Source organism: Wolbachia endosymbiont of Tetranychus urticae (genome assembly GCF_046529255.1).
GTDB lineage: Bacteria > Pseudomonadota > Alphaproteobacteria > Rickettsiales > Anaplasmataceae > Wolbachia.
The window spans coordinates 1,097,225-1,120,954 of the sequence record NZ_CP114181.1 but is presented as its reverse complement, the minus strand read 5'-3'; the positions used below and the strand labels follow the sequence as shown (position 1 = coordinate 1,120,954).

21 protein-coding genes are annotated in these 23,730 nt (G+C 34.6%); 10 read left to right on the top strand and 11 right to left on the bottom strand.

From position 1 onward, the window contains the following. Positions 1-24: 24 nt before the first annotated feature. The 6 genes from folD to ndk all read right to left on the bottom strand — a co-directional run bounded on the left by folD (position 25) and on the right by ndk (position 4,797). Complete coding sequence (folD, locus tag O1Q06_RS05840; protein ID WP_410542382.1) at positions 25-912, bottom strand: bifunctional methylenetetrahydrofolate dehydrogenase/methenyltetrahydrofolate cyclohydrolase FolD; 888 nt, start codon at positions 910-912, stop codon at positions 25-27. Beyond that, the gene (locus tag O1Q06_RS05835) at positions 896-1,471 is read right to left on the bottom strand and encodes a UbiX family flavin prenyltransferase (protein ID WP_410542381.1); all 576 of its coding nucleotides are present in this window, start codon (positions 1,469-1,471) and stop codon (positions 896-898) included. Before O1Q06_RS05835 ends, folD begins: the two co-directional genes overlap by 17 nt. Beyond that, entirely contained in the window at positions 1,464-1,721 is a 258-nt protein-coding gene (locus tag O1Q06_RS05830; protein WP_007302162.1) for a DUF2312 domain-containing protein, read from the bottom strand. The genes O1Q06_RS05835 and O1Q06_RS05830 overlap by 8 nt, the downstream gene beginning before the upstream one ends. Before the next feature lie 9 nt (positions 1,722-1,730). Then, on the bottom strand, positions 1,731-3,008 hold the full coding sequence (locus tag O1Q06_RS05825; protein ID WP_410542380.1) for an HlyC/CorC family transporter: 1,278 nt from the start codon (positions 3,006-3,008) through the stop codon (positions 1,731-1,733). A 68-nt stretch (positions 3,009-3,076) separates the two neighbouring features. Continuing rightward, entirely contained in the window at positions 3,077-4,255 is a 1,179-nt protein-coding gene (locus O1Q06_RS05820; protein WP_410542379.1) for an aspartate aminotransferase family protein, read from the bottom strand. A gap of 122 nt (positions 4,256-4,377) precedes the next feature. Beyond that, positions 4,378-4,797: a nucleoside-diphosphate kinase gene (ndk, locus tag O1Q06_RS05815; protein ID WP_410542378.1), complete on the bottom strand. Its 420-nt coding sequence runs from the start codon at positions 4,795-4,797 to the stop codon at positions 4,378-4,380. 105 nt (positions 4,798-4,902) lie between these two features. Here ndk and O1Q06_RS05810 point away from each other — a divergent pair, with 105 nt between their 5' ends. The 3 genes from O1Q06_RS05810 to O1Q06_RS05800 all read left to right on the top strand — a co-directional run bounded on the left by O1Q06_RS05810 (position 4,903) and on the right by O1Q06_RS05800 (position 7,527). Further along, positions 4,903-5,664, top strand: a complete 762-nt coding sequence (locus tag O1Q06_RS05810; protein WP_410542377.1) for a hypothetical protein — start codon at positions 4,903-4,905, stop codon at positions 5,662-5,664. Further along, positions 5,661-6,614 carry a ferrochelatase gene (gene hemH, locus O1Q06_RS05805; protein ID WP_410542376.1) on the top strand — a complete coding sequence of 318 codons (954 nt, stop codon included), beginning with the start codon at positions 5,661-5,663 and terminating at the stop codon, positions 6,612-6,614. The genes O1Q06_RS05810 and hemH overlap by 4 nt, the downstream gene beginning before the upstream one ends. Before the next feature lie 61 nt (positions 6,615-6,675). Beyond that, positions 6,676-7,527 carry a hypothetical protein gene (locus tag O1Q06_RS05800; RefSeq protein WP_410542375.1) on the top strand — a complete coding sequence of 284 codons (852 nt, stop codon included), beginning with the start codon at positions 6,676-6,678 and terminating at the stop codon, positions 7,525-7,527. Between the two features lie 3 nt (positions 7,528-7,530). Here O1Q06_RS05800 and gshA read toward each other — a convergent pair whose 3' ends face one another. Beyond that, on the bottom strand, positions 7,531-8,685 hold the full coding sequence (gshA, locus tag O1Q06_RS05795; RefSeq protein WP_410542374.1) for a glutamate--cysteine ligase: 1,155 nt from the start codon (positions 8,683-8,685) through the stop codon (positions 7,531-7,533). A gap of 83 nt (positions 8,686-8,768) precedes the next feature. Here gshA and hslV point away from each other — a divergent pair, with 83 nt between their 5' ends. Further along, positions 8,769-9,323: an ATP-dependent protease subunit HslV gene (gene hslV / locus O1Q06_RS05790; RefSeq protein ID WP_410542373.1), complete on the top strand. Its 555-nt coding sequence runs from the start codon at positions 8,769-8,771 to the stop codon at positions 9,321-9,323. Position 9,324: 1 nt separating this feature from the next. Beyond that, positions 9,325-10,776, top strand: coding sequence for an ATP-dependent protease ATPase subunit HslU (hslU, locus tag O1Q06_RS05785; RefSeq protein WP_410542372.1), 1,452 nt, complete (start codon positions 9,325-9,327; stop codon positions 10,774-10,776). A 70-nt stretch (positions 10,777-10,846) separates the two neighbouring features. Here the strand turns inward: hslU and O1Q06_RS05780 are convergent, their stop codons facing one another. Beyond that, the gene (locus O1Q06_RS05780; protein WP_410542371.1) at positions 10,847-11,728 is read right to left on the bottom strand and encodes an FKBP-type peptidyl-prolyl cis-trans isomerase; all 882 of its coding nucleotides are present in this window, start codon (positions 11,726-11,728) and stop codon (positions 10,847-10,849) included. After that, the gene (locus O1Q06_RS05775) at positions 11,721-12,503 is read right to left on the bottom strand and encodes a polyprenyl synthetase family protein (RefSeq protein WP_410542370.1); all 783 of its coding nucleotides are present in this window, start codon (positions 12,501-12,503) and stop codon (positions 11,721-11,723) included. Before O1Q06_RS05775 ends, O1Q06_RS05780 begins: the two co-directional genes overlap by 8 nt. A 127-nt stretch (positions 12,504-12,630) precedes the next feature. On the opposite strand from O1Q06_RS05775, the gene acpP reads away from it, so the two are divergent. From acpP to thyX, 4 genes are all read left to right on the top strand, one after another. Beyond that, entirely contained in the window at positions 12,631-12,891 is a 261-nt protein-coding gene (gene acpP / locus O1Q06_RS05770; protein WP_010406451.1) for an acyl carrier protein, read from the top strand. Between the two features lie 6 nt (positions 12,892-12,897). Next, positions 12,898-14,169, top strand: a complete 1,272-nt coding sequence (gene fabF / locus O1Q06_RS05765) for a beta-ketoacyl-ACP synthase II (protein WP_410542369.1) — start codon at positions 12,898-12,900, stop codon at positions 14,167-14,169. Between the two features lie 228 nt (positions 14,170-14,397). Next, entirely contained in the window at positions 14,398-15,684 is a 1,287-nt protein-coding gene (gene murA / locus O1Q06_RS05760; protein ID WP_410542368.1) for a UDP-N-acetylglucosamine 1-carboxyvinyltransferase, read from the top strand. Beyond that, positions 15,677-16,510, top strand: a complete 834-nt coding sequence (gene thyX, locus O1Q06_RS05755) for an FAD-dependent thymidylate synthase (protein WP_410542367.1) — start codon at positions 15,677-15,679, stop codon at positions 16,508-16,510. The genes murA and thyX overlap by 8 nt, the downstream gene beginning before the upstream one ends. Positions 16,511-16,931: 421 nt before the next feature. Here thyX and O1Q06_RS05750 read toward each other — a convergent pair whose 3' ends face one another. Further along, complete coding sequence (locus O1Q06_RS05750) at positions 16,932-20,387, bottom strand: ankyrin repeat domain-containing protein (RefSeq protein ID WP_410542366.1); 3,456 nt, start codon at positions 20,385-20,387, stop codon at positions 16,932-16,934. A gap of 9 nt (positions 20,388-20,396) precedes the next feature. Then, a complete protein-coding gene (locus tag O1Q06_RS05745; protein ID WP_410542365.1) occupies positions 20,397-21,365 on the bottom strand; it encodes a hypothetical protein in 969 nt (322 codons plus the stop codon). 97 nt (positions 21,366-21,462) lie between these two features. Here O1Q06_RS05745 and priA point away from each other — a divergent pair, with 97 nt between their 5' ends. Then, positions 21,463-23,427 carry a primosomal protein N' gene (priA, locus tag O1Q06_RS05740; RefSeq protein ID WP_410542364.1) on the top strand — a complete coding sequence of 655 codons (1,965 nt, stop codon included), beginning with the start codon at positions 21,463-21,465 and terminating at the stop codon, positions 23,425-23,427. The last annotated feature ends 303 nt before the right edge of the window (positions 23,428-23,730 follow it).

The window sequence follows — 23,730 nt, the reverse complement described above, 5'->3', positions numbered from 1 at the left end:
TTTATGCTAACATTAATCTAAACCTTAAGCAATAAAATCAGAAGGATCAACTTCCCGCTGTAAGCAAGCAGCAACTACAGTGTTTATCATAAGAAATGCTATTGTCATCGGGCCAACTCCACCAGGCACTGGAGTAATAGCTTTGACTTTTTCTTTTACTCCCTCAAAGTCAACATCACCCACAAGCTTACTTTGATTTCCTATGTTAATGCTATTTATGCCAACATCAATCACTATTGCACCTTTTTTTATCCAATCTGGTTGAACAAAATTTGGCTTTCCAACTGCTGCAACTACTATATCCGCCTTAGAGCAATAATCAGCTAAATCCCTACTTTGTGAATGCAAGATGGTAACAGTGCAATTTTCTTGCAATAATAGGTGAAACATTGGCTTACCCACAATATTTGATCTGCCAACGATTACCGCATTTTTACCGGACAGATTATTTTCAACTGACTTAATTAAATGCAAAGAACCTTTGGGAGTACAAGGTATCAGACAATTTTTTTCACCTTTAACTAACCTGCCAACATTCTCATCATGAAAGCCATCTACATCTTTTCCAACACTTACTGTATTAATTATTCTGCTTGCACTGATGTGCTTTGGCAAAGGCAACTGAACTAAAATTCCATGCACAGATCGATCTTCATTTAATGTATTAACTTTTTCAATCAATTCATCTTCTGAGGTACTATCAGGTAAAACAATAGTTTCAGAACTTATGCCTATTGATTCTGCTTTTCTTTGTTTATTACGAACGTAGACCTGACTTGCTGGATTGCTACCCACGAGAATTACTTTAAGACAAGGAAAAACATTATACTCTTTCTTTAAAATATCAATTTTTTGTGATAGCTCCTCACAGAGATCATTTGCTGTTTTTTTACCGTTAATAATAATTGACATTTCCTTGCCACTCCTCGAAGTCAGGTAATGCGATATCAAATAAATTCAATACTTTACCAACAGAATGATTTACAATATCATCCAAAGATTTTGGTTTAATATAAAAAGCAGGCATCGGCGGAGCAATAATTGCTCCCATCTCCGTTAGTTTTAAGATATTTCGTAGATGTCCAAGATGTAGTGGAGATTCTCGCACCATAAGAACTAATTTTCTTCTTTCTTTTAGAGTTACATCTGCAGCCCTTGTTAATAGATTGGAAGTTACCCCCGATGCTATTTCAGACATTGTTTTCATAGAACATGGAGCAATAACCATACCTGAGGTTTTAAACGAGCCGCTTGCTATTTTTTCTCCTATTTTTTCCTCAGAATAGTAAAAATCTGCAAGCGATATAATATCTTCAAGTTTTTCTTTAATCTCATGAGCTATAGTTATTTTTCCAGCACTGCTGATCACTAAATGAGTTTCATGATTGGTATTTTTTAGTGCCTCTAGAATCCGTACACCGTAAATAGAACCAGATGCTCCACTTATTCCAATTACAATCCTACTATTCACCTTCGTAATTCATTCCCAATGCACGTTTGTAGGTATCAAGTAATATTTCCTGTTCCTCCCTGTCATCATCATCCATCTTTCTTAGCCTAATAATCTGTTTCATCACTTTTATATCCCAACCTTCATCTGCAGCTTTTGCATATACATCACGAATGTGATCTTGCACATCCCTCTTTTCTTGTTCAAGTTTTTCTATTCTCTCTATATAGTTCTTCAAATCTTCAGCCGTTATTTTTAATGTATCTTCCATAGAACCCAACTAATTAATTGCTACTACAGTATTAGCAGTTTTTACTTGTACTTCAATCATAGTAATAATATTTTTATCTTTTTTTAAAATCTTAAAGTAAAAACCGTACATGGAAAACTCTTCATTTTCTTCAGGAATGCGCTCTATCTCGTTTACAATCATACCTGCTAGAGTTGTAGCTTCTTCATCAGGAAGATCCCAATGTAACTGTCTATTAATATCCCTAATAGTAGATTTTCCTTCTATGTGATACATATTATCGGATATCTTTTTTATAAAATTCTCTGTGATCAAATCATGTTCATCTGAAATTTCTCCAACTATTTCTTCCAGTATATCCTCAAGAGTTACGATTCCCTGTAGTGCTCCATACTCATCAATAACAAATGCAAGGTGTTTCCTGTTTTTACGGAAGTTGTGAAGTTGTACACTGAGTGGCGTACTTTCTGGTATAAACCAAGGCTTTGACATAACTTTGGCAATCTCTATTTTATTATCCTTTTCACGCAAGGCATTTATTAGATTTTTCACGTGAACCACTCCAACAATATTATCTGGTTCTTTTTGCCATAAAGGTACTCTGCTATGGCTACTGGTTAAAATCTCTCTTATTAACTCTTCTTTGTTTCGATCTATGTCAAGAGAAAATAAGTTTCTCCTGTGGGTCATAATTTGTGATATTTCTGTCTCAGCCAAATCAAGTATACTATTTAGCATATCTAAATCCTGTTGTAACATAGTGCCCTCACTGCGGTGAAGAGTAATCATATTACGCATTGCATCTGCTGCAGATATTACCTCCCTATTCTTATGAAGCCCACATAACTTCAGAATGATATTGACAATAAACTGAATGCCTAATGTCAATGGAGAAAGAACCTTGACAAAAAACAGCATAAAATAAGCAGAAAGTAATGTAAATTTTTCAGGATTTTGCATGGCGTAAGTTTTTGGTAAAACTTCACAAAATAGCAAAATACAAAACGTCATCATGAATGTTGAAAGAAATATGCCCTCACTCCCAAAAGAATTTATAAATATTACTGTAAATAAAGCAGAGCAAGTAATGTTAATAATTGTATTACACAGTAATATTGTTCCTATTGTTAATTCTTTTTTACCTAACAAAAGCTCTATTATCTTGGCTTTTTTGTTACCTTCTAGCTTTAGTTTATTCACTCGGGATCGGCTAATTGAGGTTAACCCTATTTCTGCTCCTGAGAACAAAAACGATAAAATCAATAAGAAAAAAATTGCTGACAATACTGAAATCAATAACCAATCCATTAAAGTATGATGTTATTGCGATATAGAAACAGAGTTGATTTTATATGTTGTAAGAAGCATTTGCAAGTCTATATATCTTTAATATAAAAAAATAAGTCATGAAATATATCACACACTGCATTCACATGCATATTCTCAACAACAAGTGGAGGAGTTATTCTTATTACCCTATTATTTAAAATTTTAGTCATTATTAAGCCTTTGTCAAGAGATTGTTTAACAATTTTATCAGCCAAAGGTACTCTAAGCTCTATCCCTATCAATAAACCCTCCCCACGAACTTCTGAAACGATCTTCGGAAATTCTTCAGTCAAAGGCAACAACTTTTCTTTTAGATATTTACTGACCTTCTTAACATGGTCAAAAAAGCCTTCCTTTAGCATTACATCGAGTACTGCATTACCAACAGTCATGGCAAGTGGATTACCTCCATAAGTTGACCCATGAGTTCCTGGAGTGATTGCTTCTGCTATATAACCTTTTACTAAACATGCAGCCAGAGGAAATCCATTACCCATAGCCTTCGCACAAGTGAGGATATCAGGTTCAACTCCTATATTTTGATAGTAAAATAGAGAGCCAATCCGTCCATATCCGCATTGCACTTCATCAAAGCATAAAATTATTCCTTGAGCTTTTGTTATCTCTCTTACTTTTTTAAGATACTCTACGTCCAATGGATGTACTCCGCCTTCACTTTGTATGGGCTCTAAAAATATGGCAGCTGTTTCGCTATTGATTTTCTTTTCTAATGCTTCAATGTTATTTCTTGGAACTTTATCAAAACCAGAAAGGAGTGGAGCAAAACCTTCGCGTGATTTTTCATTTCCCCCAGCTGAAATTGCAGCAATACTGCGGCCGTGAAAACCTCCTTCAATTGTAATGATGTGACTGCGCTTTTCTTGTCCATTTAAGTAGAAATAGCGGCGAATAAATTTAATTGCAGCTTCTGTTGCTTCAAGTCCACTTGAGCAGAAAAAAACTTTATCGGCAAAGGTAAGTTCTGTTAAACGCTGAGCAAGCCTTTCCTGCTGAGGAATAGTAAAAATATTAGAGCAGTGCCATAATGAATCCAGTTGCTCCTTCAGTTTATCTGTAATGTATGGATGACAATGCCCTAGAGAGGTTGTAGAAATTCCTGCAGCAAAGTCTAAATATTTTTTACCATCCTTATCGAAGAGATATACTCCTTCTCCTCTAACTATAGAAGCTTCAGATCTATTATAAGCGTTAACAACATGATCCATTTTAAATATTATCTATACTGTGCATGAAAAAGCTTTCCCTTAATATTGCTTAAACTAAAAATTGGGCTAATATTATACAGTTCAACATAAAATTCAGAAATTTAATATGTAAAAAAGTAAAACTACACCAATTCACATTCAGCAAAAAAGAAAGCTATTTCTCTATGAGCATTCTCTAGACTATCAGAACCATGCACTCTATTTTCACTAATATCATCAGCAAAATCACCCCTAATTGTACCCTTATCTGCCTGCTTTGGATCTGTAGCACCCATGATTTGTCTGTATTTACTGACTGCATTTTCACCGATTAAAACTTGAACTATCACAGACCCAGAAGTCATAAATTCCACCAACTCTCCAAAAAAAGGCCTATTCTTATGAATTTCATAAAACAGCTCTGCTTGTTTTTTTGTCAGCATCATCATTCTTTGTGCTATAATTTTTAGTCCAGATTTTTCAATGTAAGAATTTATACTGCCTGTAATATTATTTTTTACTGCATCAGGTTTTAATATCGAAAGTGTTCTCTCAATTGCCATATCATTCCCTTATATTAAGATCGTATATTTATTTTATTGTGAATTTTTGTTCCATCAAAGAGATTTTTTATTTATAGTCAAGAATAAAATATCAAGAGGTAGTTTATGGTTTACTGTCGTAAGAAACTAGTGAATAATCTTAAATCATCAATTTTTTGCGGAACAAAAGGTTTTTTAACCTTTAATTTGGCATTTTTAAGTTATTTAGAGTATAGCTTACACAATAATACAAAATTAAAAGAAGGTGCCGCTTTTGCGATGAAAAGGAGCGTTGTTCCATTTGGTGAAATGATTGCCATACCGCTGTTTTTTTGCTTTGTATTACCAGCTATGGTAGGCAACATAAGCCTTATCGAGTGCGCACTTATATGTGCTGCACTGATGGTTGCAACATGTTTTGTTGTAATAACCTTTCACTTGCGTGAAAAGTTATTAAAAAAAATGACTAATAATGAAAATTATACCGAGAAACAAATAGAGCAGGAATTTAAGAAAGACACTATAAAATTTCCTATTTTTAATAAAAATAGACAGCATATTGAGTATAATTCTCCTAATCCAGCACAATTAATGAATGAAAGTCCTCCCTCTCTCTTTGTTAAGGTTTTACTTTTTCCCCTTACGATTTTTCTGAAGGCTCTACAAAGCTGCATAATGATATCTTTGGCTGCTGTTGAACTTTTTGAAGCAGTGCCAAGTTTTTGTGTTGATGTGGTTTTTGATAGAAACTTTGTATCTACACAGAGTAACGTGAAGAGATCTGGTCATCTATTGTATGCTAGTGTGAGAAATTTAGTGCCTGTAACTAAACTTGATGAGTGTGTAGCTGATTTTATAGGCAAACCTGAAGAAAGGTGCTGTCAGTGAAGAAGGCAGTAATCTTATTTAACCTTGGTGGGCCTGATTCACTAAGTGCAGTACGTCCTTTCTTGTTTAATCTATTTTATGATAGAAGAATAGTCAATCTACCCAATCCTTTCCGCTTTCTTTTAGCAAAGTTTATCTCCAAAAGGCGAGAAAGCACTGCACAAGAAATATACGAGCACATTGGAGGTAAATCGCCAATCTTGGAGAATACGAAAGCACAAGCTGATGCTTTAGAACTAAAATTAAATGAAAATGGAAACCATGTATATAAGATATTCATCTGCATGCGTTATTGGCATCCATTTGCTGATGAAGTTATTAAAAACGTAAAGCAATTCGACCCTGACGAAGTCATTCTACTACCACTATATCCGCAATATTCAACCACCACAACTCTATCATCCATCGAGAATTGGCAAAAAAATGCCAAACTGGAATGTAACACAAAAACAATTCACCATTATTATGACAATGAAGACTTTATTGAAGCTCATGTTAATCTGACGTCTAAATATTATAAATTAGCTAGCAAAATCGGTAAGCCAAGAGTCCTATTCTCGGCTCATAGCTTACCTCTTAGTATTATTAAAAAAGGCGACCCTTACGCTTCACAGATAGAAAAAACAGTAAAATTAATAGTAAAAAAATTGAATATTGAAGATCTTGATTGGGGAATATGTTATCAGAGTAAGGTTGGCCCTGTAAAATGGTTGGAGCCTAGCACTGAAAGTGAGCTATCACGCGCGAAAGAAGATAATATACCTGTAGTTTTATCACCTATATCTTTTGTTTCTGAGCATTCTGAAACACTGGTTGAACTTGATATAGAGTATAAAGCAATTATCAAAGACGGATATTACTTTCGCGTACCAACTCTCAGTACTGATCTCTTATTTATCAAGTGCTTGGCCGATTTATGTTTAGATCACTCTCAAAGTACTGATTTATAGCACTTTTCTTTTTAGATTTTTATAGTATAACATTAAAAAGTTATTATTTTATTATCTACTTATGCCAAAAGGTAAACCAAATACATTTATACAAAGTATACATGATGTTCACAATCATGATATTAGAAAGATGTATTGTATTGCAACAGGTTTAACAGGTATATTATGTAAAATTTCATTGCAATTTTGTTGCGAGTTTATTGATAACAACAGATCCAATATTTGTACTATATTAGATATTGCCAAGTTCATAAAATTACCAACATCAATAATATTTGCTCTTCATCTTGGGCTAAATCTAGCTGGATATAAATCTAAGAAACCTGCGAATGGTGAAGAGGAAAATAAACCTGAAAAAACAATACAGGTTGTAGGTAACTCAGCGTACTTGGCAAGCTGTATCATAGGAATATTGATGCAGGCAAAAATCATTCATTCCCTAGCTGGAAACAACACAAATATAATAAGTTATATTAGCTTAACATCAGCAGTCCTGTTTCTATTTTCAGAATTCGTAAGCTGTTATTATAAGTGCGAGGAATATAAGGAAGTGCATAAAAAATATCAAGAAGCATGTAAAAAATACAAAAAGGGTGATGACGAACTTACGAAATGTGAAGCTGAGCTTGCTAAATGCAAGAAGAACGTTATTTTTAGCACATTCACTTTGTCATTGGGCTTGTTAAGCTTCATATTAAAAAGAATGGAACTTCCAACCATACCAATAGACTTGGGTGGTGGCATAATCTATAATTTCAACTTAACTGTTACGGTCAGTTTGATACCAAGCATAGCATACCTAGTATCAAACATCGATAAGTTTGTCAATCAACCTAATAATGGTACTGATCCTTCTACTGGACTTGATGACGCTCACCATACTCAACATAATGGCAGCATTGTAGAAATTTAATAATTAGAGATGAAAAGATTTTATTTCTACTGCCAATGCTAATACTGCTAATTTGCTAACAATGTTCCAAAGTGGCAGAGTTTTATTTTCTTGGCTGATGTCATAAAATTCACAGTAAGTGGAATTCAAGCTAGAATATACATCTTTCCTGCTATTACATCGGTATAAGTAACATGTTGGAGCATCTCCTATATAGTATATTAGCGGTTCTGCAGAACTACTTTTAAATATGTCAATAGTTGGTACACCTTCTTGTATAATAACACTATTGATTGCTATTCCTTCTTTTATCTTTTTCATTTTATGACGCTTTTTTTTATTGAGATTTAATATTTCCTTTCCACTTGTTGCTGTTATAATGCCCATTCCATATGTGCCATTGCTTGCTTTGATAAAAACGTAAGGTTGTGTTTTTATTTCATATTCCTCATATTTTTTTTGCACTAGAGATAATATTTGGTCAATTTTAGTCGCTACTGCTCCTAGTGATGAATCATCATTAAAGTCAACTCCATTACAGCTTTCTGTAAGCACAGAAATAAGCCATGGGTCCATTTTAAATTCGCCACAAAATTCGGACACTAATTTTTGATAGATTTCAAAATATTGAAATTTCTGCCTACTGTGCCAGCCATATAATGGACTTGGCACTATCTCTTGTTTTACGTTTTCTAGCGTGTCTGGAATGTGGCTCGTCATATCACGGTTCAGTATAATAACATCAGGCACAAATCCTGAAGTTGTCTTCAGCAAAGAGTTTTCTTTCACAACAGTTTCATACTGTTCTATTAAATTGTACGTTTCATTATGAAAGAGGCCAATTCTAGTTTCAAAACCTGCGAGTTGCAGTACTTTCTCTATAACAAATACGTTTTCTATATACATTTTATTTCGTGTGTAATTCTCCGGTATTATAAGGGCCTTTTTATATTGTTTTGTTTCGAAGTAGCTTTTTATCAATTTTGCTGCTATCACTTTTGATACTTCACTTAGGTTATTAAACCCTGCAGGAAATAAATTGGCGTCTACTGGAGCAATTTTGTAGCCTGAATTCCTAAGATCTATGGAGCTATAAAATGGTAATGTAAAACCATTAAATTTTGTTTTGAACCAATTATTTATATCTTTTTCCAGATTTGGATGAATTATGTTTTGCATCTACACTTTAAATGTTATAAGAAAAGTACTATATTGTAAGTTATAATCTTAATATAATATAACGAATTAAAATAACAAAAAAAATGATTCATCATGACAGCAGTAAAATGTATGGTACTACTATACTGTCAATTAGAAGAGACAAAAATGTAGTAGTAATAGGTGATGGGCAAGTCTCGCTAGGCCATACCGTTATAAAATCTGGAGCAAAAAAAGTTAGGCGTCTTTCTGGTGATTCCGTAATTGCCGGTTTTGCTGGAGCAACAGCTGATGCATTTACTCTCTTCGAAAGGCTAGAATCTAAACTTGATAAGCACCCAGGACAGTTAATGAGGGCATGTGTTGAACTTGCAAAAGACTGGAGAATGGATAAATATCTGAGAAAATTAGAAGCTATGATGATCGTGGCAGACAAGTCCATTTCACTGGTCATTACAGGAACGGGTGATGTTCTTGAACCTGAAGATGGCATTGCAGCCATTGGCTCTGGAGGAAATTTTGCTTTATCTGCAGCAAAAGCTTTGATTGACGTTGAAGGAATATCAATAGAGGAGATTGCAAAAAAGGCTATGAAGATAGCTGCCGATATATGTGTTTATACAAACCATAATCTAGTTATTGAAAAAATAAAGGAGTAATATGTCAAGAACTTTGTGTACCAATTCTTCTGGTCAACCTGTAGTAGGTCAATCTGATAATAATGATGACTGCAATAAAAAAAACGGCCTCTATGAAAATGAAGGTACAGAAAGTAGCAGCATCCAAAGCTCACAAGCTTTATTAGATGATCTACCACCACAGAAGATAGTTAAAGAGTTGGATAGATTTATAATCGGGCAAAATGACGCAAAGCGTGCTGTTGCTATTGCACTCAGAAATCGTTGGCGTCGAAATAAAGTACCACTTCCACTACGTGAAGAGATTATACCTAAGAATATACTCATGATAGGCCATACGGGAGTTGGTAAAACTGAAATAGCTCGCCGTTTAGCAAAGCTTGCTAGTGCACCTTTTATAAAAGTTGAAGCAACGAAATTTACTGAAATAGGATATGTTGGACGTGATGTTGACTCGATAATACGTGATTTAGTTGATGCAGCAATAGTTTTAGTTAAGGAAAAAGCACGTAAAGCCTTAACTAAAAAAGCTTTAGGTTTGGCTGAAAAGATAATAGTCAACTCCATGGTTGGTGAAGATGCAACCGAGGAAAGCAAAAAAGTTTTCAGAGAAAGACTGAGAAATAAGGAATTTGAAGATGGAGAAGTTTCTATTAACGTCAGGGAGAGCAAGGGTATGCTACCCACTTTTGATATACCTGGTATGCCAGGTGGGCAAATTGGCGTGATGAACGTAACAGAAATAGTGGGTAAGATGTTTAATGGGAACAAAAAAACAAAAACTATTACAGTTAAAGTGAAAGAAGCGCGTGAAATATTGATTAATGAAGAAAGCGAAAGGTTAATGGATGAAGACAAGATAATCAAAAAAGCGATTGATCTTGTTAGCAATGAAGGCATAGTGTTTTTAGATGAAATAGATAAAATTGCAGCACGTACAGAAATAAAAGGTGAAGTCAACAGAGAAGGAGTGCAGCGCGATCTGTTACCATTACTTGAGGGAACAACTGTTTCAACTAAGTATGGCCCCGTAAAAACAGACTATATATTATTTATTGCATCTGGTGCTTTTCATTTATCTAAGCCATCTGATCTTTTACCAGAATTACAGGGTAGATTGCCAATTAGAGTGGAACTTAAGGCGCTTACTCAAGAGGATCTAATAAAAATATTAAAGGAACCAGAATCTAGTTTGTTAAAACAGTATATAGCGTTAATGAAAACGGAAAATGTAACACTTGAGTTTACTGATGATGGTATAGAGACTATAGCTGAAATAGCATTTACAGTTAATAGAGAAGTGGAAAATATAGGTGCAAGAAGACTTCATACTGTCATGGAGAAGCTTTTGGATGAAATAAGTTTTATCGCTTCTGAAAAAAATAGTGAAAAATTTGTTATAGATAGCAAATATGTAAGAGATAAACTAGAGTCAATTTCAAAGCAGCTTGATTTATCTAAATTTATACTTTAGAGGAAGCCTACTTTAAGTAATATAGAGCATTCAAGAGGTTTTATTTTTTCTTACTTCGTAATTCTTTAAGCTATTTTTCAATAGTAGAATTCAAGCTTAAATCAATTATTGAGATATTTTCTTCATCAAAATCTATTTCTTTTATTAATATACCAGTTAAAAGATCAGGTGGAGAAAGAACTGTTCTTTTATTACCAGCTCTCATTCCCACAACTCCAAGTTCTATAGCAAGTGGTATTTTTTTGTCACCAACCTTAAACTGCACTATTTGATCTTTGATTATATACTCACCATTATGTTTCTTTATGCTATATTGAACTGATATCTCATCGCCACATTTTACTCGTTTTCCAGTTTTGTTAATTAAGTCATTAAAAATCATCAGGTTATTTGCTGAATCGGGATATTTATCTTTTACTTCAATCAGTTTGATGTAATAAGAGTTAAAACTCATTTTGTTGTCATCAGCGGCAATAGTAACTACACGCTCTCCACCTTCTTTCATACCTATTACCCCTAAACTCACTTCTTTTAAGTAATCCCGACCTATTTTCAAATTGACATCAGTCGGAAGTAGCGTTGCTAGGTTGTTGGAGACTTTGTACATTTGTAGCAGAACTTCTTGGCCACAGAAAACTTTACTGCCACTGCCTTCAGTAATTTCATAAAAGTTTATCATCTCTTCTTCTTTTTGCTGTGTTATTTCTTCTAAATATTCTGCTAACCCATGCTTTTCAATATAACGATCAAGAGCTGATTCAAGTATCGGCCTGACCAAATAACTTGCTATCATCTGTGTCAAACCACCATGTGTAGCATTTATTTCGTAAAGCTTTTCCCTTTTCTCTGGTTTATCTTTGTTTATATAAACAATCGTAATTATAAAAGCAGAAGCTAAAGTGAGAATCATTACTACAGAGATAAACATTTGTAATATAATTTTTCTAACCATCTTTTTTTACTTGATTCAATAAATCATATAAGTCACTAGTATTCCCTGAAAGCGTACTTAAATTATCTGAGGCCTGTTTAAAGAGACTATCTATATAGTTTTCCATTTCATTTTTTCCAAGCACGGACATTAAATTGTTTGTTTTATCTTGCTCATAATCTTCGATATCATCCTTGGCTTGAAAAATAAGCCCTAGATTTATTCCATAGTTATATAATGCTTCCCGCTCCTTGTCTGTAGCGCCGCCTATTATAGCCCCTATTTCACATGAAGCTGCAAATAGTTTTGCAGTTTTCATCAAATGAATTTCTTTTATTTTGTCAAAATCTGCACCTATATCTAAAATCTGCCCTCCCACCATTCCCTTCATTCCTATTGCTTGAGAGAGCACTTTTATGATCTCACAATTTAACACAGATAATATCTCAAAAGCTAGGGTAAGTAATGCATCTCCGGCCAGTACTGCTGTTGCTTCACCAAATTTTTTGTGGCAGCTTGGCTGGCCTCTGCGGGTGTCACTGTTATCCATACATGGCAGATCATCGTGAATGAGGGAGTAAGCATGAATAAATTCAATTGCTGCTGCTGCTGTTATTGCTTTTTCAACCTTTATGTTGAATATCGACGAAGATGCTATAACTAAAAAAGAACGTATATGTTTTGCAGGAGCAAGAAGCACATAACGCATAGCTGATATAAGTTTATTCTCGCTATTTTCAGGTAAGAGCTTATTCACTTCTACAACAAGCAAATTTTTTGTTGTTTCGTCTAGCATTTTTAAATTTATTAACTATCGAGTGCTAAGAGATAGGAAGTTTTTAATAGTTTATATAATCATAAAAGCTATTGCAAACATCAAAATTTCTTATAACATCAGAGAATAGGTTATTTTTTAGTAAGAAATGAGCGAATTGGCAAAAAGCACTAGGGAAGATATAGAAGAAAAAGTAAAGAAGATTATACTAGAGCACATCAGTAAGGATGTAGAGGGATTTGGTAGTTCTTCAAAGCTTTCAGACCATGGCACAGATAGTTTAGATGCAGTTGAAATAATCATGGCAGCTGAAGAAGAATTTGGTATAGAGATTCCTGATGAAGATGCGCAAAAAATGGAAACTATGGAACAGATAGTTGAATATGTAGTAAACAAAGCAAACAATTGATGTTGAATGAGCAGAAGAGTAGTAGTTACCGGTGTTGGCTTAATTACTCCACTAGCAGAAGATGTTAATAACACCTGGTCAAAGCTGAAAGAAGGTAAATCTGGCATCAAAGCAATCAATACAGATAGGTTCGACTCTTCTGATCTTGCTTGTCAGGTTGCAGGGCAGGTGCCTATGCAATCCGATAACATTGAGCATTATTTTAATCCACCAGATTATATTTCTGAAAAAGACCTAAAAAGAACAGATCGTTTTATTCACTACGGAATTGCAGCAGCTGTTCAGGCAGTAGAAGATTCACTAATTTTGGAAAATAAAAATATTAATAAAGAGCGAATAGGTGTAGCTATTGGTTCTGGTATAGGTGGTCTTCCGTCAATTCAGGAAAATGTAATTACCATGCAGGAGAAGGGACCTAGACGTGTTAGCCCATTTTTTGTTCCTGCAAGTCTAATAAATTTGATATCTGGTCATATTTCTATTAAATACGAATTTAGAGGTCCAAATGACTCAGCGGTAACTGCATGTGCAACAGGTGCGCATGCGATTATAAACTCAGCAAGAGCTATAAAACTCGGTGAAGCTGACATTATGATTGCAGGCGGAGCAGAAAGTGCGTTATGCAGAGTTGGAATTGCAGGTTTTGCATCGATGAAGGCGCTATCAACTAAATTCAACGATAAGCCTGAAGAGGCCTCAAGGCCATGGGACGAAGAACGCGATGGATTTGTCATGGGCGAAGGGGCAGGTATATTAGTTCTGGAAGAATATGAACATGCAAAAAAAAGGGAAGCAAAAATATATGCAGAACTCACTGGATATGGGTTAACAGGAGATGCGCACCACATCACAGCACCACATCCAGAAGGAAGAGGCGCACTTAAGGCAATGGAACTTGCTTTAAGGAGTGCACAAGTAAGCCCAAGTCAAATTGGGTATATCAATGCACATGGAACTTCAACAACACTTGGGGATAAAGTTGAAGTAATAGCAATGAAGCAGTTATTCGGTGACTATGCCTATAAAATACCTGTTTCCTCGACTAAATCTTCTATAGGACATTTACTTGGTGCCGCAGGAAGTGTTGAAGCAATATTTAGTATCCTTGCATTAAACAATGGAATTGTTCCACCAACTTTAAACCTACACAAACCTTCAGAAGGGTGTGATTTAAATTTTGTACCACTTAAAGCTCAAGAGCATAAAATTCAATATGCGCTTTCTAATTCATTTGGTTTTGGTGGTACCAACGCGTCTCTCATCTTTGGAAAGGTGTAGTTAATTATGCTATTTTGAATCGACTACAAAAATGTTATTCAAGTAGCTGAAACTGGAATCCAGTTAAATTGGTCAGCATAAAAGTAATGTTGAAAGATAACATTTTGATGATGATGAAGAAATGGATCCCAGTGTCAGCTACTCGAATGACAGAAGAAGAAAAAGCAAAATTTTGCCTTTTACGGCTAACCTATTATACTTACTTGATAAGTTCTATCGCTTGATTAAATGCATAAAATATTAGTAAGAAGTAACCATAAGCCCTTGACTGGAAAAATCAAGATTAATGGTTCAAAGAATGCCGTCTTGCCAATAATGGCGGCAAGCTTGTTTAGTAATTCTTCAATAACTTTGCATAACGTACCTGATTTAATTGACGTGCATTTGATGTCTGAGCTGCTTAAGAGTCTTGGTGCAGAAGTAAATTTTATATGCAATAAAGACTATAAAGCAAATCATACTTTGGAAATTGACTGTAGCAATATCAATAACCATTTAATATCACATAAAATTGCAAGCAGACTGCGAGCATCTTTTTTAATGCTAGGTCCAATGCTCAGCAGATTTGGTAGAGTTTCAACAGTATTTCCTGGTGGATGTAATATTGGAAAACGTCCTGTTGACATTCATATCAAGGCACTTGAAGCAATGGGAGCTAAAATTGAAATTGATAGCTGTAATATAACTGCAACAACAAAGGGGAAATTGCAAGGCAAAGAAATAACATTTGAAAAAGTGAGTGTTGGTGCAACAGAAAATATAATAATGGCAGCAACACTTGCAGAGGGAGTAACAATAATAAACAATTCTGCAATCGAGCCGGAAGTTCTTGATTTAATAGAATTTCTGAAGAGTATGGGTGCCAATATTGAAGTTAATAATACAAAAATCACAATAGAAGGTGTTGAAGCATTAAATGGGTGTGAGCATAAAATAATACCAGATCGCATAGAGGGCGGTACTTATGCTTTGGCTGCTGTCATTACCGACGGCGAGCTAAAGTTAGAAGGAGTAAGTTTGTCTGATATAGAATGCATTGCAAATGAATTAAAGACTATAGGAGCCAGAGTTGAGTTACATGATGATGGTATTATTATTTCTAGAAAAAATGGCCCTATTACATCTGCTCATGTTGCAACAAATCCATATCCTAACTTTCCCAGTGATATGCAACCACAACTAATGTCCGCTATGTGCATTGCAGATGGAATATCAATCATTGAAGAGAACGTTTTTGAAAGTAGATTTGCACATGCAAATGAGTTAAGAAAATTAGGTGCTAACATTAGCATTGAAAAAAGTAAAGCTACTATAAGTGGAACAAAGAGCCTATCTGGAGCTAATCTGCATGCTAATGACTTAAGGTCAACAGCAGCTTTAATTCTCGCTTCTTTGGTAGCTAAAGGAGAAACTACAATAAATAACTCACATCATTTATGGAGAGGCTATGAAGCGATGGACGAAAAACTCAATTCGTGTGGAGCCGATATTTCCTTGAGGACATGTTATGAATAAGCGAACTACAGTAAAAGAGATAGATGAAATTCTATACGAAGAACATAAGGTGTTAGATCATGGATTTGTTCGAGTAATTGATTATATGGGCTCTGATAGCGCCATAGTTCAAGCTGCTCGCGTTTCTTATGGAAAAGGAACGAAACAGATAAATCAAGATGAAGCGCTTATAAAGTATTTGATGAGGCATCATCATACAACTCCATTTGAAATGTGTGAAATTAAGTTTCACGTGAAACTTCCAATTTTTGTTGCAAGACAGTGGATAAGACACAGAACTGCAAATGTGAATGAATATTCTGGAAGGTATTCGATACTTGATAATGAATTTTATATACCAGAACAGGTTGCAAAACAATCTGATAATAATAAACAAGGCAGCGGTGAAGCTTTTGACTCAAGTACTTCAAAAGAAATAATAGATTCTCTAATAAATGATTCTAATTTAGTATATTCTCATTATGAGAAATTTATTGAACAGGGCCTTGCAAGGGAAATTGCCCGAACTAATCTAACACTTAATTACTATACCCAATTTTATTGGAAAATTGATCTACACAATCTTCTTCATTTTCTAAAGCTCAGAGCTGATAAGCACGCCCAATATGAAATTAGAGTCTATGCAGAAATTATGTTGGACATAGTGAAAAAATGGGTTCCGCTGGCCTATAATGCTTTTGTTGAATACTCCTTAAAATCAGCCTGTATTTCAAAAACTGGTCTTGAAATAATTCGCAAGCTAATTAAAGGAGAAAATATTACTAGAGAAGAAAGTGGCATTGGTAAAAGAGAATGGGATGAGCTGATGTCTATACTTGGTAAATAATCTTGAAGATAAATGTATAGTTGTTATTTACATAGCGTTTGCAGGATAGCTGCACAAAACCCAAACCAGTCACAGCTGTACGGACATTTTGGTAATTTGCATAGTAGATGATGTCATTCCAGTTCTTATTATGCAACCACCAGGCGTACTCATTTACAGTTAAGTTTTCTGAATGCCAGTGTTTCTTTCTCCTGTCATTCCAGTGCTTGACACTGGAATCCAGGAATTTTGATTCTAAATTGGGTATTGGTCTTAAATTAAAATAAACGTTTGTGATGAGATTATATGAACACTGGATCCCAGTGTCGGGGCACTGGGATGACAGGAGAAGGAAATGCCGGAATGGCAGGAGAAAGAAACACTGGGATGACAGTGGAAGATCTAATTCCTTATATCAATTAATTCTCATCCACCTTTTATGTTACATAAACTCATCACTCTTATAGAACATCTCATTAAAATCATTCAAAATTCCAAAATCTTGATTTTTAATAAATAGATGATCATTTGTAACATAAGCTTCAGAAAGAGTGATCGGCTTTCCATCAAGATTGGAATCTTGCACATAAACTTTATTATACAGAGCTATCATTTGATTATAATTGTATTTCCCAGCAGTATACTGACTGCTTAAGTTCTGATAAAAATTATCTATGTCTTGATTTTGAGCTTGCAGCACCGCCTTATATTTACCATCTCCAATAGCTTCACCTACTTTGATTTTTAAAGGATGTTGTGATTCTTCTTTCACATTATCTATAACAGTTATTCCCTCTTGCTTCTCTTCATCTTCTACTAGCGACCTTTTATTCCTTTCTTCACTTGCAGGTTGATCTGCTGGCGTTTGATCTATATTGTTCTCTTGCAGAGTAATTTTTTTAAGGTAGCTAAGCATATACTCTCCAGTCTCCTCCAAAATTGCAGCTTTTTTTGAAAGCTTTTGATAATGAGAATCGTTATCGTCATATTTTTTACTTTCTGCTACATCTTTGTGTAGTTTTGCATCTTTCATACAAAACGTGATATGATCAAGTAATCTATCTCCTTCTTTACCTACAACATTAATATCAGCACCGCTTTCTATCAGATGCTTCACTGCATCTAACTGCCCACTCCTCACTGCATGAACTAAAGGTGTCCAGCCATCATTATCCTGAGCATTAATGTTTGCACCTTTTTCAACTAACTGCTCTATCATCTTCTTATTCCCAAGATCAACAGCAAGATGCAAAGGTGTTAAGCCATAGCTATTCTGAATATCAATATCCGCATTATGCTCTATGAGATATTTAACTACTTCCATATTTTTCATGTGCATGGCAAAATGTAGTGGAGATTTACCAGAGCTAATATCACGGGTATCAACATCTATAGCACGATCTATTAAGTATTTAGCAATTTCCGTATGTTTTAGCTCAATTGCATAGTGCAGCAGTGTTTGAGCTGACGTGTTCTTGATACCAAGATCTGCGCCATGCTCAACTAAACTCTTAACTATTTCCGCATGCCCTAGCTTAATAGCAGCAAGCAATGGAAAAGTATAAAAACCCTTACTGTTAGGATCTGCGTTATGATCTAATAGATACTTCACTATTTCTGTATTACCTGAATAAATAGCACTGTATAATGGCGTTTCGGAATAAGCATCTTGAATATTAGGATTTGCACCACGATCTATTAGATATTTAACTATCTCTGTATTGCCAGATTCAATAGCATAGTGTAAAGGTGTTTTGGAATAAGCATATTTAGCAGTTTGACGATAAGGATTGTCCTGGATATTAAGATTTGCACCATTATCAATGAGATATTTTGCTACTTCCGTATTTCCTGACCGAATAGAGTAATGTAGTGGCGTTTGTCCGTTATGGTCTCTTGTATCAATATATGAATTGTGTTTCAGTAGCGTTGCTACTTTGCTTAAATCTCCCAATGAAGCAGCAGAATGTAAACTCGTCGCACCTGTTACCTTATTTATCTCGTTTACTTTTCCTATAGTGTTTTCTACATTATTGTCATCAATATTCACCTTTAAGAAAGGCTGTTTATTATACTTCATAACTTTTGTTGTAACAGCTTTTCCTTGTTCGTCTTCACTCGCTTTTTTAGCAGGTTGCATAGAATCTTCTCTACTGACACTTTCTATCTTGGTTTTATCACCACTTACATTATGTACTGGGCTATAACCATATAGACCCTTGCCTGCACTTTGTTGGCTTGTTGAACTTTCAACACTGTTAGATTCAACAACATTATATTCCATATGTTGTTCACCACTCAGCTCAGCTTTGACCCAATGTTTAAATTCCTGAGTATAACCTTTTAGCTCAGTCAAAAAATCCTCAAATAATTTATTACCTTGAGATCTATCTGCACGATGTGTAGAAAGGCCCTTGAGCAAATTATCAATCATATCTGGGTGTTTATCTTCAAGAAATTTGATCACTTGTTCAGCATCCGAATGATAATGTTCCCCTTTATTACTCCAAATATTATTGCGCAATATTTCATCTGGTTTGAGATCTTTATTTCTTATTGCAATCAAGGCCTCTTTATCTCCGTGGTCATTGACATGCCGACCATCTTCTAAACTTGCCATATAGTTAGCAACCCCTTCATGCATGGCCTTAGATAAGACATCACCTGTACCATAATAGGAATTAATGATAGTTAAGGCGTGCCCCAATTCGTGTTTCAAAGTTTTACACGAGTCATCAAATTGGTCCTGCAAATAAAAATAAACATGAATTTCTGAGCCACGCCCTTGAACTGTTAAGCCAGAAGCGTCTTTATAGTGAACGTTCAACTCCTTAAGATAATTTTCGTAGTCACTCTTTGTATTAAATACGAAAACATTAACTTTATTTGGTATGTTGTGCCAAGGCTGAGAATTATTAATGCCAAATGCTGAATCAAAATCTTTTATAGTACTCTCGATGGCATTTTTTACACTACTCAATTTGCTCTGAGTTAATTCCTCATCATCATATTTTATATTTATTTTAAGCTTGTGTTCGCCAAAAGTCATAACTTCACTATCTGGCACAAGATCTGCCACGATTTTATCGCCACTTTTTACATCCATCCACTGCTTAAATTCTTTTTCAACTTCTGAGTTATTCAAAAGATGTTTGAATTTTGATATCGCTTGTACTCTATCGAAGGACATTTCAGTAAGCAATTGCTTTATGAATTGAGGATGTTTTTCTTGTAGGAATGTCACTAAGCAATCTGATATTCTATAGTCGTTAGACATACTTGCTATTTTATATGGTGTATCATGCCCAGATTCATGCATTTTATTGTATGCTTCTTTTGTATAATGCATATCGCGAGTGCTTTCTTTTTTAGCTGCATCATAGCTCCACATGAAAAGCTTCATACCGGTACGTAAAACTTCAGGTACTGTATCCATATTACCGGTAGAGTACTCAAGAAATGCATCGCTCATTTTCTCCATTAAAATTTTAGATTTTGCGCAAAGTAAACCATTTACATCTCCAACAATAAAAGTCTTTGCTATCGTGCCGTCAGCTTCGTGTGCTCTGACCGTTCCACCACCCCATAATTCTCTATGGTCCTTACCACCTGAAAGTTCCTTGATGTGAGCTTTGTAATCATCGTAATTTTTCAGCACATAAAGCTGCAATTTTACTGGACCAGAATGAACGCTTTTTTGTGAATAGAAATTATCAGACCAGGCTCCGTAAGCATCTTTTACAGTTTGTTTTATATACTCAGGGGTATAACTAGCTAATCCCCCATATTTTACTTCTATTGTAAGCTGATCGTTTATTACTATACTTTCTTTATTTGGAAATAATTTTTTAATCAAAGTTTGTGATTTATCATATTCAGAATTTGTTTTAAATTTCATATTCACCTCTTAAAAATTTTCACTATAAATAAGTCTTGAGAAAAATGCGTTAACTGTAGATTCAGCCTTTACCTTGTTTTTACACAACTGCTTAGATAGTTGATCATCGCGAAAAAGCAGATTCTTAGTATCGAGATATTTAGCATAGTTGCCAGCAGGTATTGAGTAGAAACCGCTTTCAAGTTCAAGATAAGAGCTGCTATTGAGAACAAAAAATAAATCGCTCTGGTCAAGCAGTATGTCATAACCAGAGCTCGTGCAATGTAAGTATTCATTGCCTTCATACTCTGCTATGTAGTACTTACTTGCATCAAGATCACCATCAAGCTGCAAAATTGCCGCTGAACGTCCATTCCCAATACTATGGCCTTTTATTACTTTAAGTACTTTAATCTCATCATTTTCTATGAGTTCTCTTAACTTTTCATTCTTTTGATTTAATTCTTCCTCTGCTTTTCTTCTGTCTTCTTCTAATTTTATTTCTTTTTCAACAAGCTCATTTTGTATTTGCAAAAACATATCTTGAATGGTTAAGCCATTTAGAAAGTAATCCAATACAATTGACACAAACGGCTGCAATTCACCATTATCTTCAAAGCTCTTTTCCTGCTTTTTGTCATATTGATTAGGGTTATAGATTGCATAGAGAGGATAAAAGCCATAATTTGTCTCACCAGGTGATAACTCTATCGAAAATCCGCTCTGATCAAGTGGAAGTTTAGTAGCTAAATATCTATCATTATCATCTCTGATATATAGCTCATTTATACCATAGTGACCACTATATTTGTTGTAATAAATATAAAAATTCTCAGGATTAAGATTAAAGTAATCATCTAAATTGTTAGGTTTACCAAGCTTTTCACATAGAAAACTCTTGCTCTTATCTGTAAGTTTGATGCGTGTAGAGAAGTAACACCGATCTATTCGGTCACCTTTTTCTATTTCAAAGTCTAGGACTATTTTATCGCTAAACATACAGAATTTCCTCACATTTCCAATATTTATGATTATAAATGTGTACTATGAAAAAAGCATTAAGGCTTCTTTATGTATCTAAAAACAGCGCTAACTTATGACAAGAATAGTTGACGTATTACTACCACTTCCAATTGATCAGCTATTTTCATATGCAATTGAGAAAGATACTGAAACTTCAATTGGAGATTACGTAGTGGTGCCGTTTGGCAGAAAGCGTTTGATTGGAATAGTTTGGAGAGAAAGTAGCAAAAGCGATCGAGAATTAAAATGTATTGAACAAAAGGTCGATTTACCGAGCATCAGACCAAAACTGATCGAATTTGCAGAGTGGGTTGCGCAGTATAATGTAATACCTATTGGTATGCTTGCAAAAGTGATAATGGGAGGAGTGTTAAAGGTAAATCAAATAGATAAGTTAGTTTGCACTAAGCAAAAGCAAGAAATAAGTGAAATAGATTACCAATTAAGCCCTGAGCAGCAAGCAGCTCGCGATAAGATAATAAGTAATTTGAATGAGTATTCAGTGACTTTGCTTGACGGTGAAACCGGGTCTGGAAAAACGGAAGTTTATCTCTCTGTGATTGCAAGGTTAATTGAAATCGTAAACGATGCACAAGTCCTGATCCTTCTGCCAGAAATTGTCCTAACTTCACAATTAGTAAATCGTGTTCACAGTCAGATATCTGGAAATATAGCTGAGTGGCATTCAGGACTCACTCCCAAAGCTCGCCGAAATAATTGGCTCAGTATCGCAAATGGAAGTGCGCAGATAATTATTGGGGCACGGTCAGCACTTTTTTTACCTTATAAAAACCTAAAATTAATCATCGTCGATGAAGAGCATGACTCATCCTTTAAACAAGAACAGGGGATTATATATAATGCTCGAGATATGGCAATTATCTTAGCCAAATTCGAAAATATTCCGATTATTTTATCATCTGCTACTCCGCTGCTTGAAACAATTTATCATGTTAAAAAAGGGAATTACAACCATGTAAAGCTAACCGAACGATTCGGTGGTGCAGAGTTGCCGCACATAAAAGTAGTGAATAATAAACAATGGATTTCAAATGAGCTTTTCGAAGGGATAAAACAAACCATAGAGAAAAAACAGCAAGTTATGCTCTTTCTAAACCGCAGGGGGTATGCGCAACTTGCAGTTTGTAAAAAATGTGGATATAAAATTTCCTGCTCAAATTGCACTGTATGGCTTACGTACCACAAGAAAAAGAATGTCCTTTTATGCCATCACTGTTCTTATCAATTAAAACTTCCAGAAAAATGCTCCAATTGTCAAAGTGAGCAGTCATTGCTCCTTTATGGTGTGGGAATTGAAAGGTTAGTTGAAGAAATAGTGAAATTAATACCAAATGCAAAAACTGCAATTATCAGCAGCGATCAGAAGTCGCTTGGTAACGTAATTGACTCAGTGCTCAAAGAAGAAGTGAATATTATAATCGGTACACAAGTGATTGCTAAAGGGCATAATTTCCCTAAATTAACTTTAGTTGGAGTGATAAATGCAGATTTAGGCCTTGAAAACTCTGACCTCAGGGCAGCAGAAAAGACGTATCAATTATTGCATCAAGTTGCAGGAAGATCGGGAAGATTCAACGAAAAAGGAACGGTAATAGTGCAAACTAATAATCCTGAAAGTTTGATAATAAAAGCATTGCAGCAGCAAAAAAGGGATTTATTTTATGAAACTGAACTTGAGTCAAGACGCAAAGCTAAAATGCCACCATTTAGTAGATTAATAGCGCTTATAGTTTGCGGTAAGGATCAATTTGCAACACGAAAAGCAGCAAATGAGATAACAAACTTTTTGCATAATCAATTTTCAACTACCTCTCAGCACTTGACACTGAAAGAATTTGAAATTTTTGGCCCATCACCAGCAGCAATAAATTTTTTAAACAATAAATATCGTTATAGAGTGTTACTAAAAATATACAATAACCATAGTCTATTCATAAAGAAAAAGCTGAAACATTGCTGTAACTTGAGTTCAAATATTGAAGTAACAATAGATGTTGACCCTGTGAGTTTTTTTTGATGTTATTTGAATTTATTTGACATTTGTAGGAATTGCTAATAAGTTATATTAATTTTTTAATTAAAAATTTGACTTTTATTAGAATTTATTACATTATTAGTATAATAATAGGTAGATAATATGACTGCTTTACTTAAAATCATTAATAATCTAGACGAGGATTATGACAAAAAAATTATAGAGTTGCAAAATTATCTTAATGATAACAGCGAAATTGTGATTAACTGGGAGTTATTTGGACTAGCTATTACAAGAAATATTGTAAATGAAACTGTTATCAATGAGCGAAAAAGCCAGTGTACC

What these genes read in the sequence shown, in the direction of transcription:
- folD (WP_410542382.1), bottom strand. Translation starts at nt 912, where the DNA reads ATGTCAATTATTATTAACGGTAAAAAAACAGCAAATGATCTCTGTGAG.
- O1Q06_RS05830 (WP_007302162.1), bottom strand. Translation starts at nt 1,721, where the DNA reads ATGGAAGATACATTAAAAATAACGGCTGAAGATTTGAAGAACTATATA.
- O1Q06_RS05825 (WP_410542380.1), bottom strand. Translation starts at nt 3,008, where the DNA reads ATGGATTGGTTATTGATTTCAGTATTGTCAGCAATTTTTTTCTTATTG.
- O1Q06_RS05820 (WP_410542379.1), bottom strand. Translation starts at nt 4,255, where the DNA reads ATGGATCATGTTGTTAACGCTTATAATAGATCTGAAGCTTCTATAGTT.
- ndk (WP_410542378.1), bottom strand. Translation starts at nt 4,797, where the DNA reads ATGGCAATTGAGAGAACACTTTCGATATTAAAACCTGATGCAGTAAAA.
- O1Q06_RS05810 (WP_410542377.1), top strand. Translation starts at nt 4,903, where the DNA reads ATGGTTTACTGTCGTAAGAAACTAGTGAATAATCTTAAATCATCAATT.
- O1Q06_RS05800 (WP_410542375.1), top strand. Translation starts at nt 6,676, where the DNA reads ATGCCAAAAGGTAAACCAAATACATTTATACAAAGTATACATGATGTT.
- gshA (WP_410542374.1), bottom strand. Translation starts at nt 8,685, where the DNA reads ATGCAAAACATAATTCATCCAAATCTGGAAAAAGATATAAATAATTGG.
- hslV (WP_410542373.1), top strand. Translation starts at nt 8,769, where the DNA reads ATGATTCATCATGACAGCAGTAAAATGTATGGTACTACTATACTGTCA.
- hslU (WP_410542372.1), top strand. Translation starts at nt 9,325, where the DNA reads ATGTCAAGAACTTTGTGTACCAATTCTTCTGGTCAACCTGTAGTAGGT.
- O1Q06_RS05780 (WP_410542371.1), bottom strand. Translation starts at nt 11,728, where the DNA reads ATGGTTAGAAAAATTATATTACAAATGTTTATCTCTGTAGTAATGATT.
- O1Q06_RS05775 (WP_410542370.1), bottom strand. Translation starts at nt 12,503, where the DNA reads ATGCTAGACGAAACAACAAAAAATTTGCTTGTTGTAGAAGTGAATAAG.
- acpP (WP_010406451.1), top strand. Translation starts at nt 12,631, where the DNA reads ATGAGCGAATTGGCAAAAAGCACTAGGGAAGATATAGAAGAAAAAGTA.
- fabF (WP_410542369.1), top strand. Translation starts at nt 12,898, where the DNA reads ATGAGCAGAAGAGTAGTAGTTACCGGTGTTGGCTTAATTACTCCACTA.
- murA (WP_410542368.1), top strand. Translation starts at nt 14,398, where the DNA reads ATGCATAAAATATTAGTAAGAAGTAACCATAAGCCCTTGACTGGAAAA.
- thyX (WP_410542367.1), top strand. Translation starts at nt 15,677, where the DNA reads ATGAATAAGCGAACTACAGTAAAAGAGATAGATGAAATTCTATACGAA.
- O1Q06_RS05750 (WP_410542366.1), bottom strand. Translation starts at nt 20,387, where the DNA reads ATGAAATTTAAAACAAATTCTGAATATGATAAATCACAAACTTTGATT.
- O1Q06_RS05745 (WP_410542365.1), bottom strand. Translation starts at nt 21,365, where the DNA reads ATGTTTAGCGATAAAATAGTCCTAGACTTTGAAATAGAAAAAGGTGAC.
- priA (WP_410542364.1), top strand. Translation starts at nt 21,463, where the DNA reads ATGACAAGAATAGTTGACGTATTACTACCACTTCCAATTGATCAGCTA.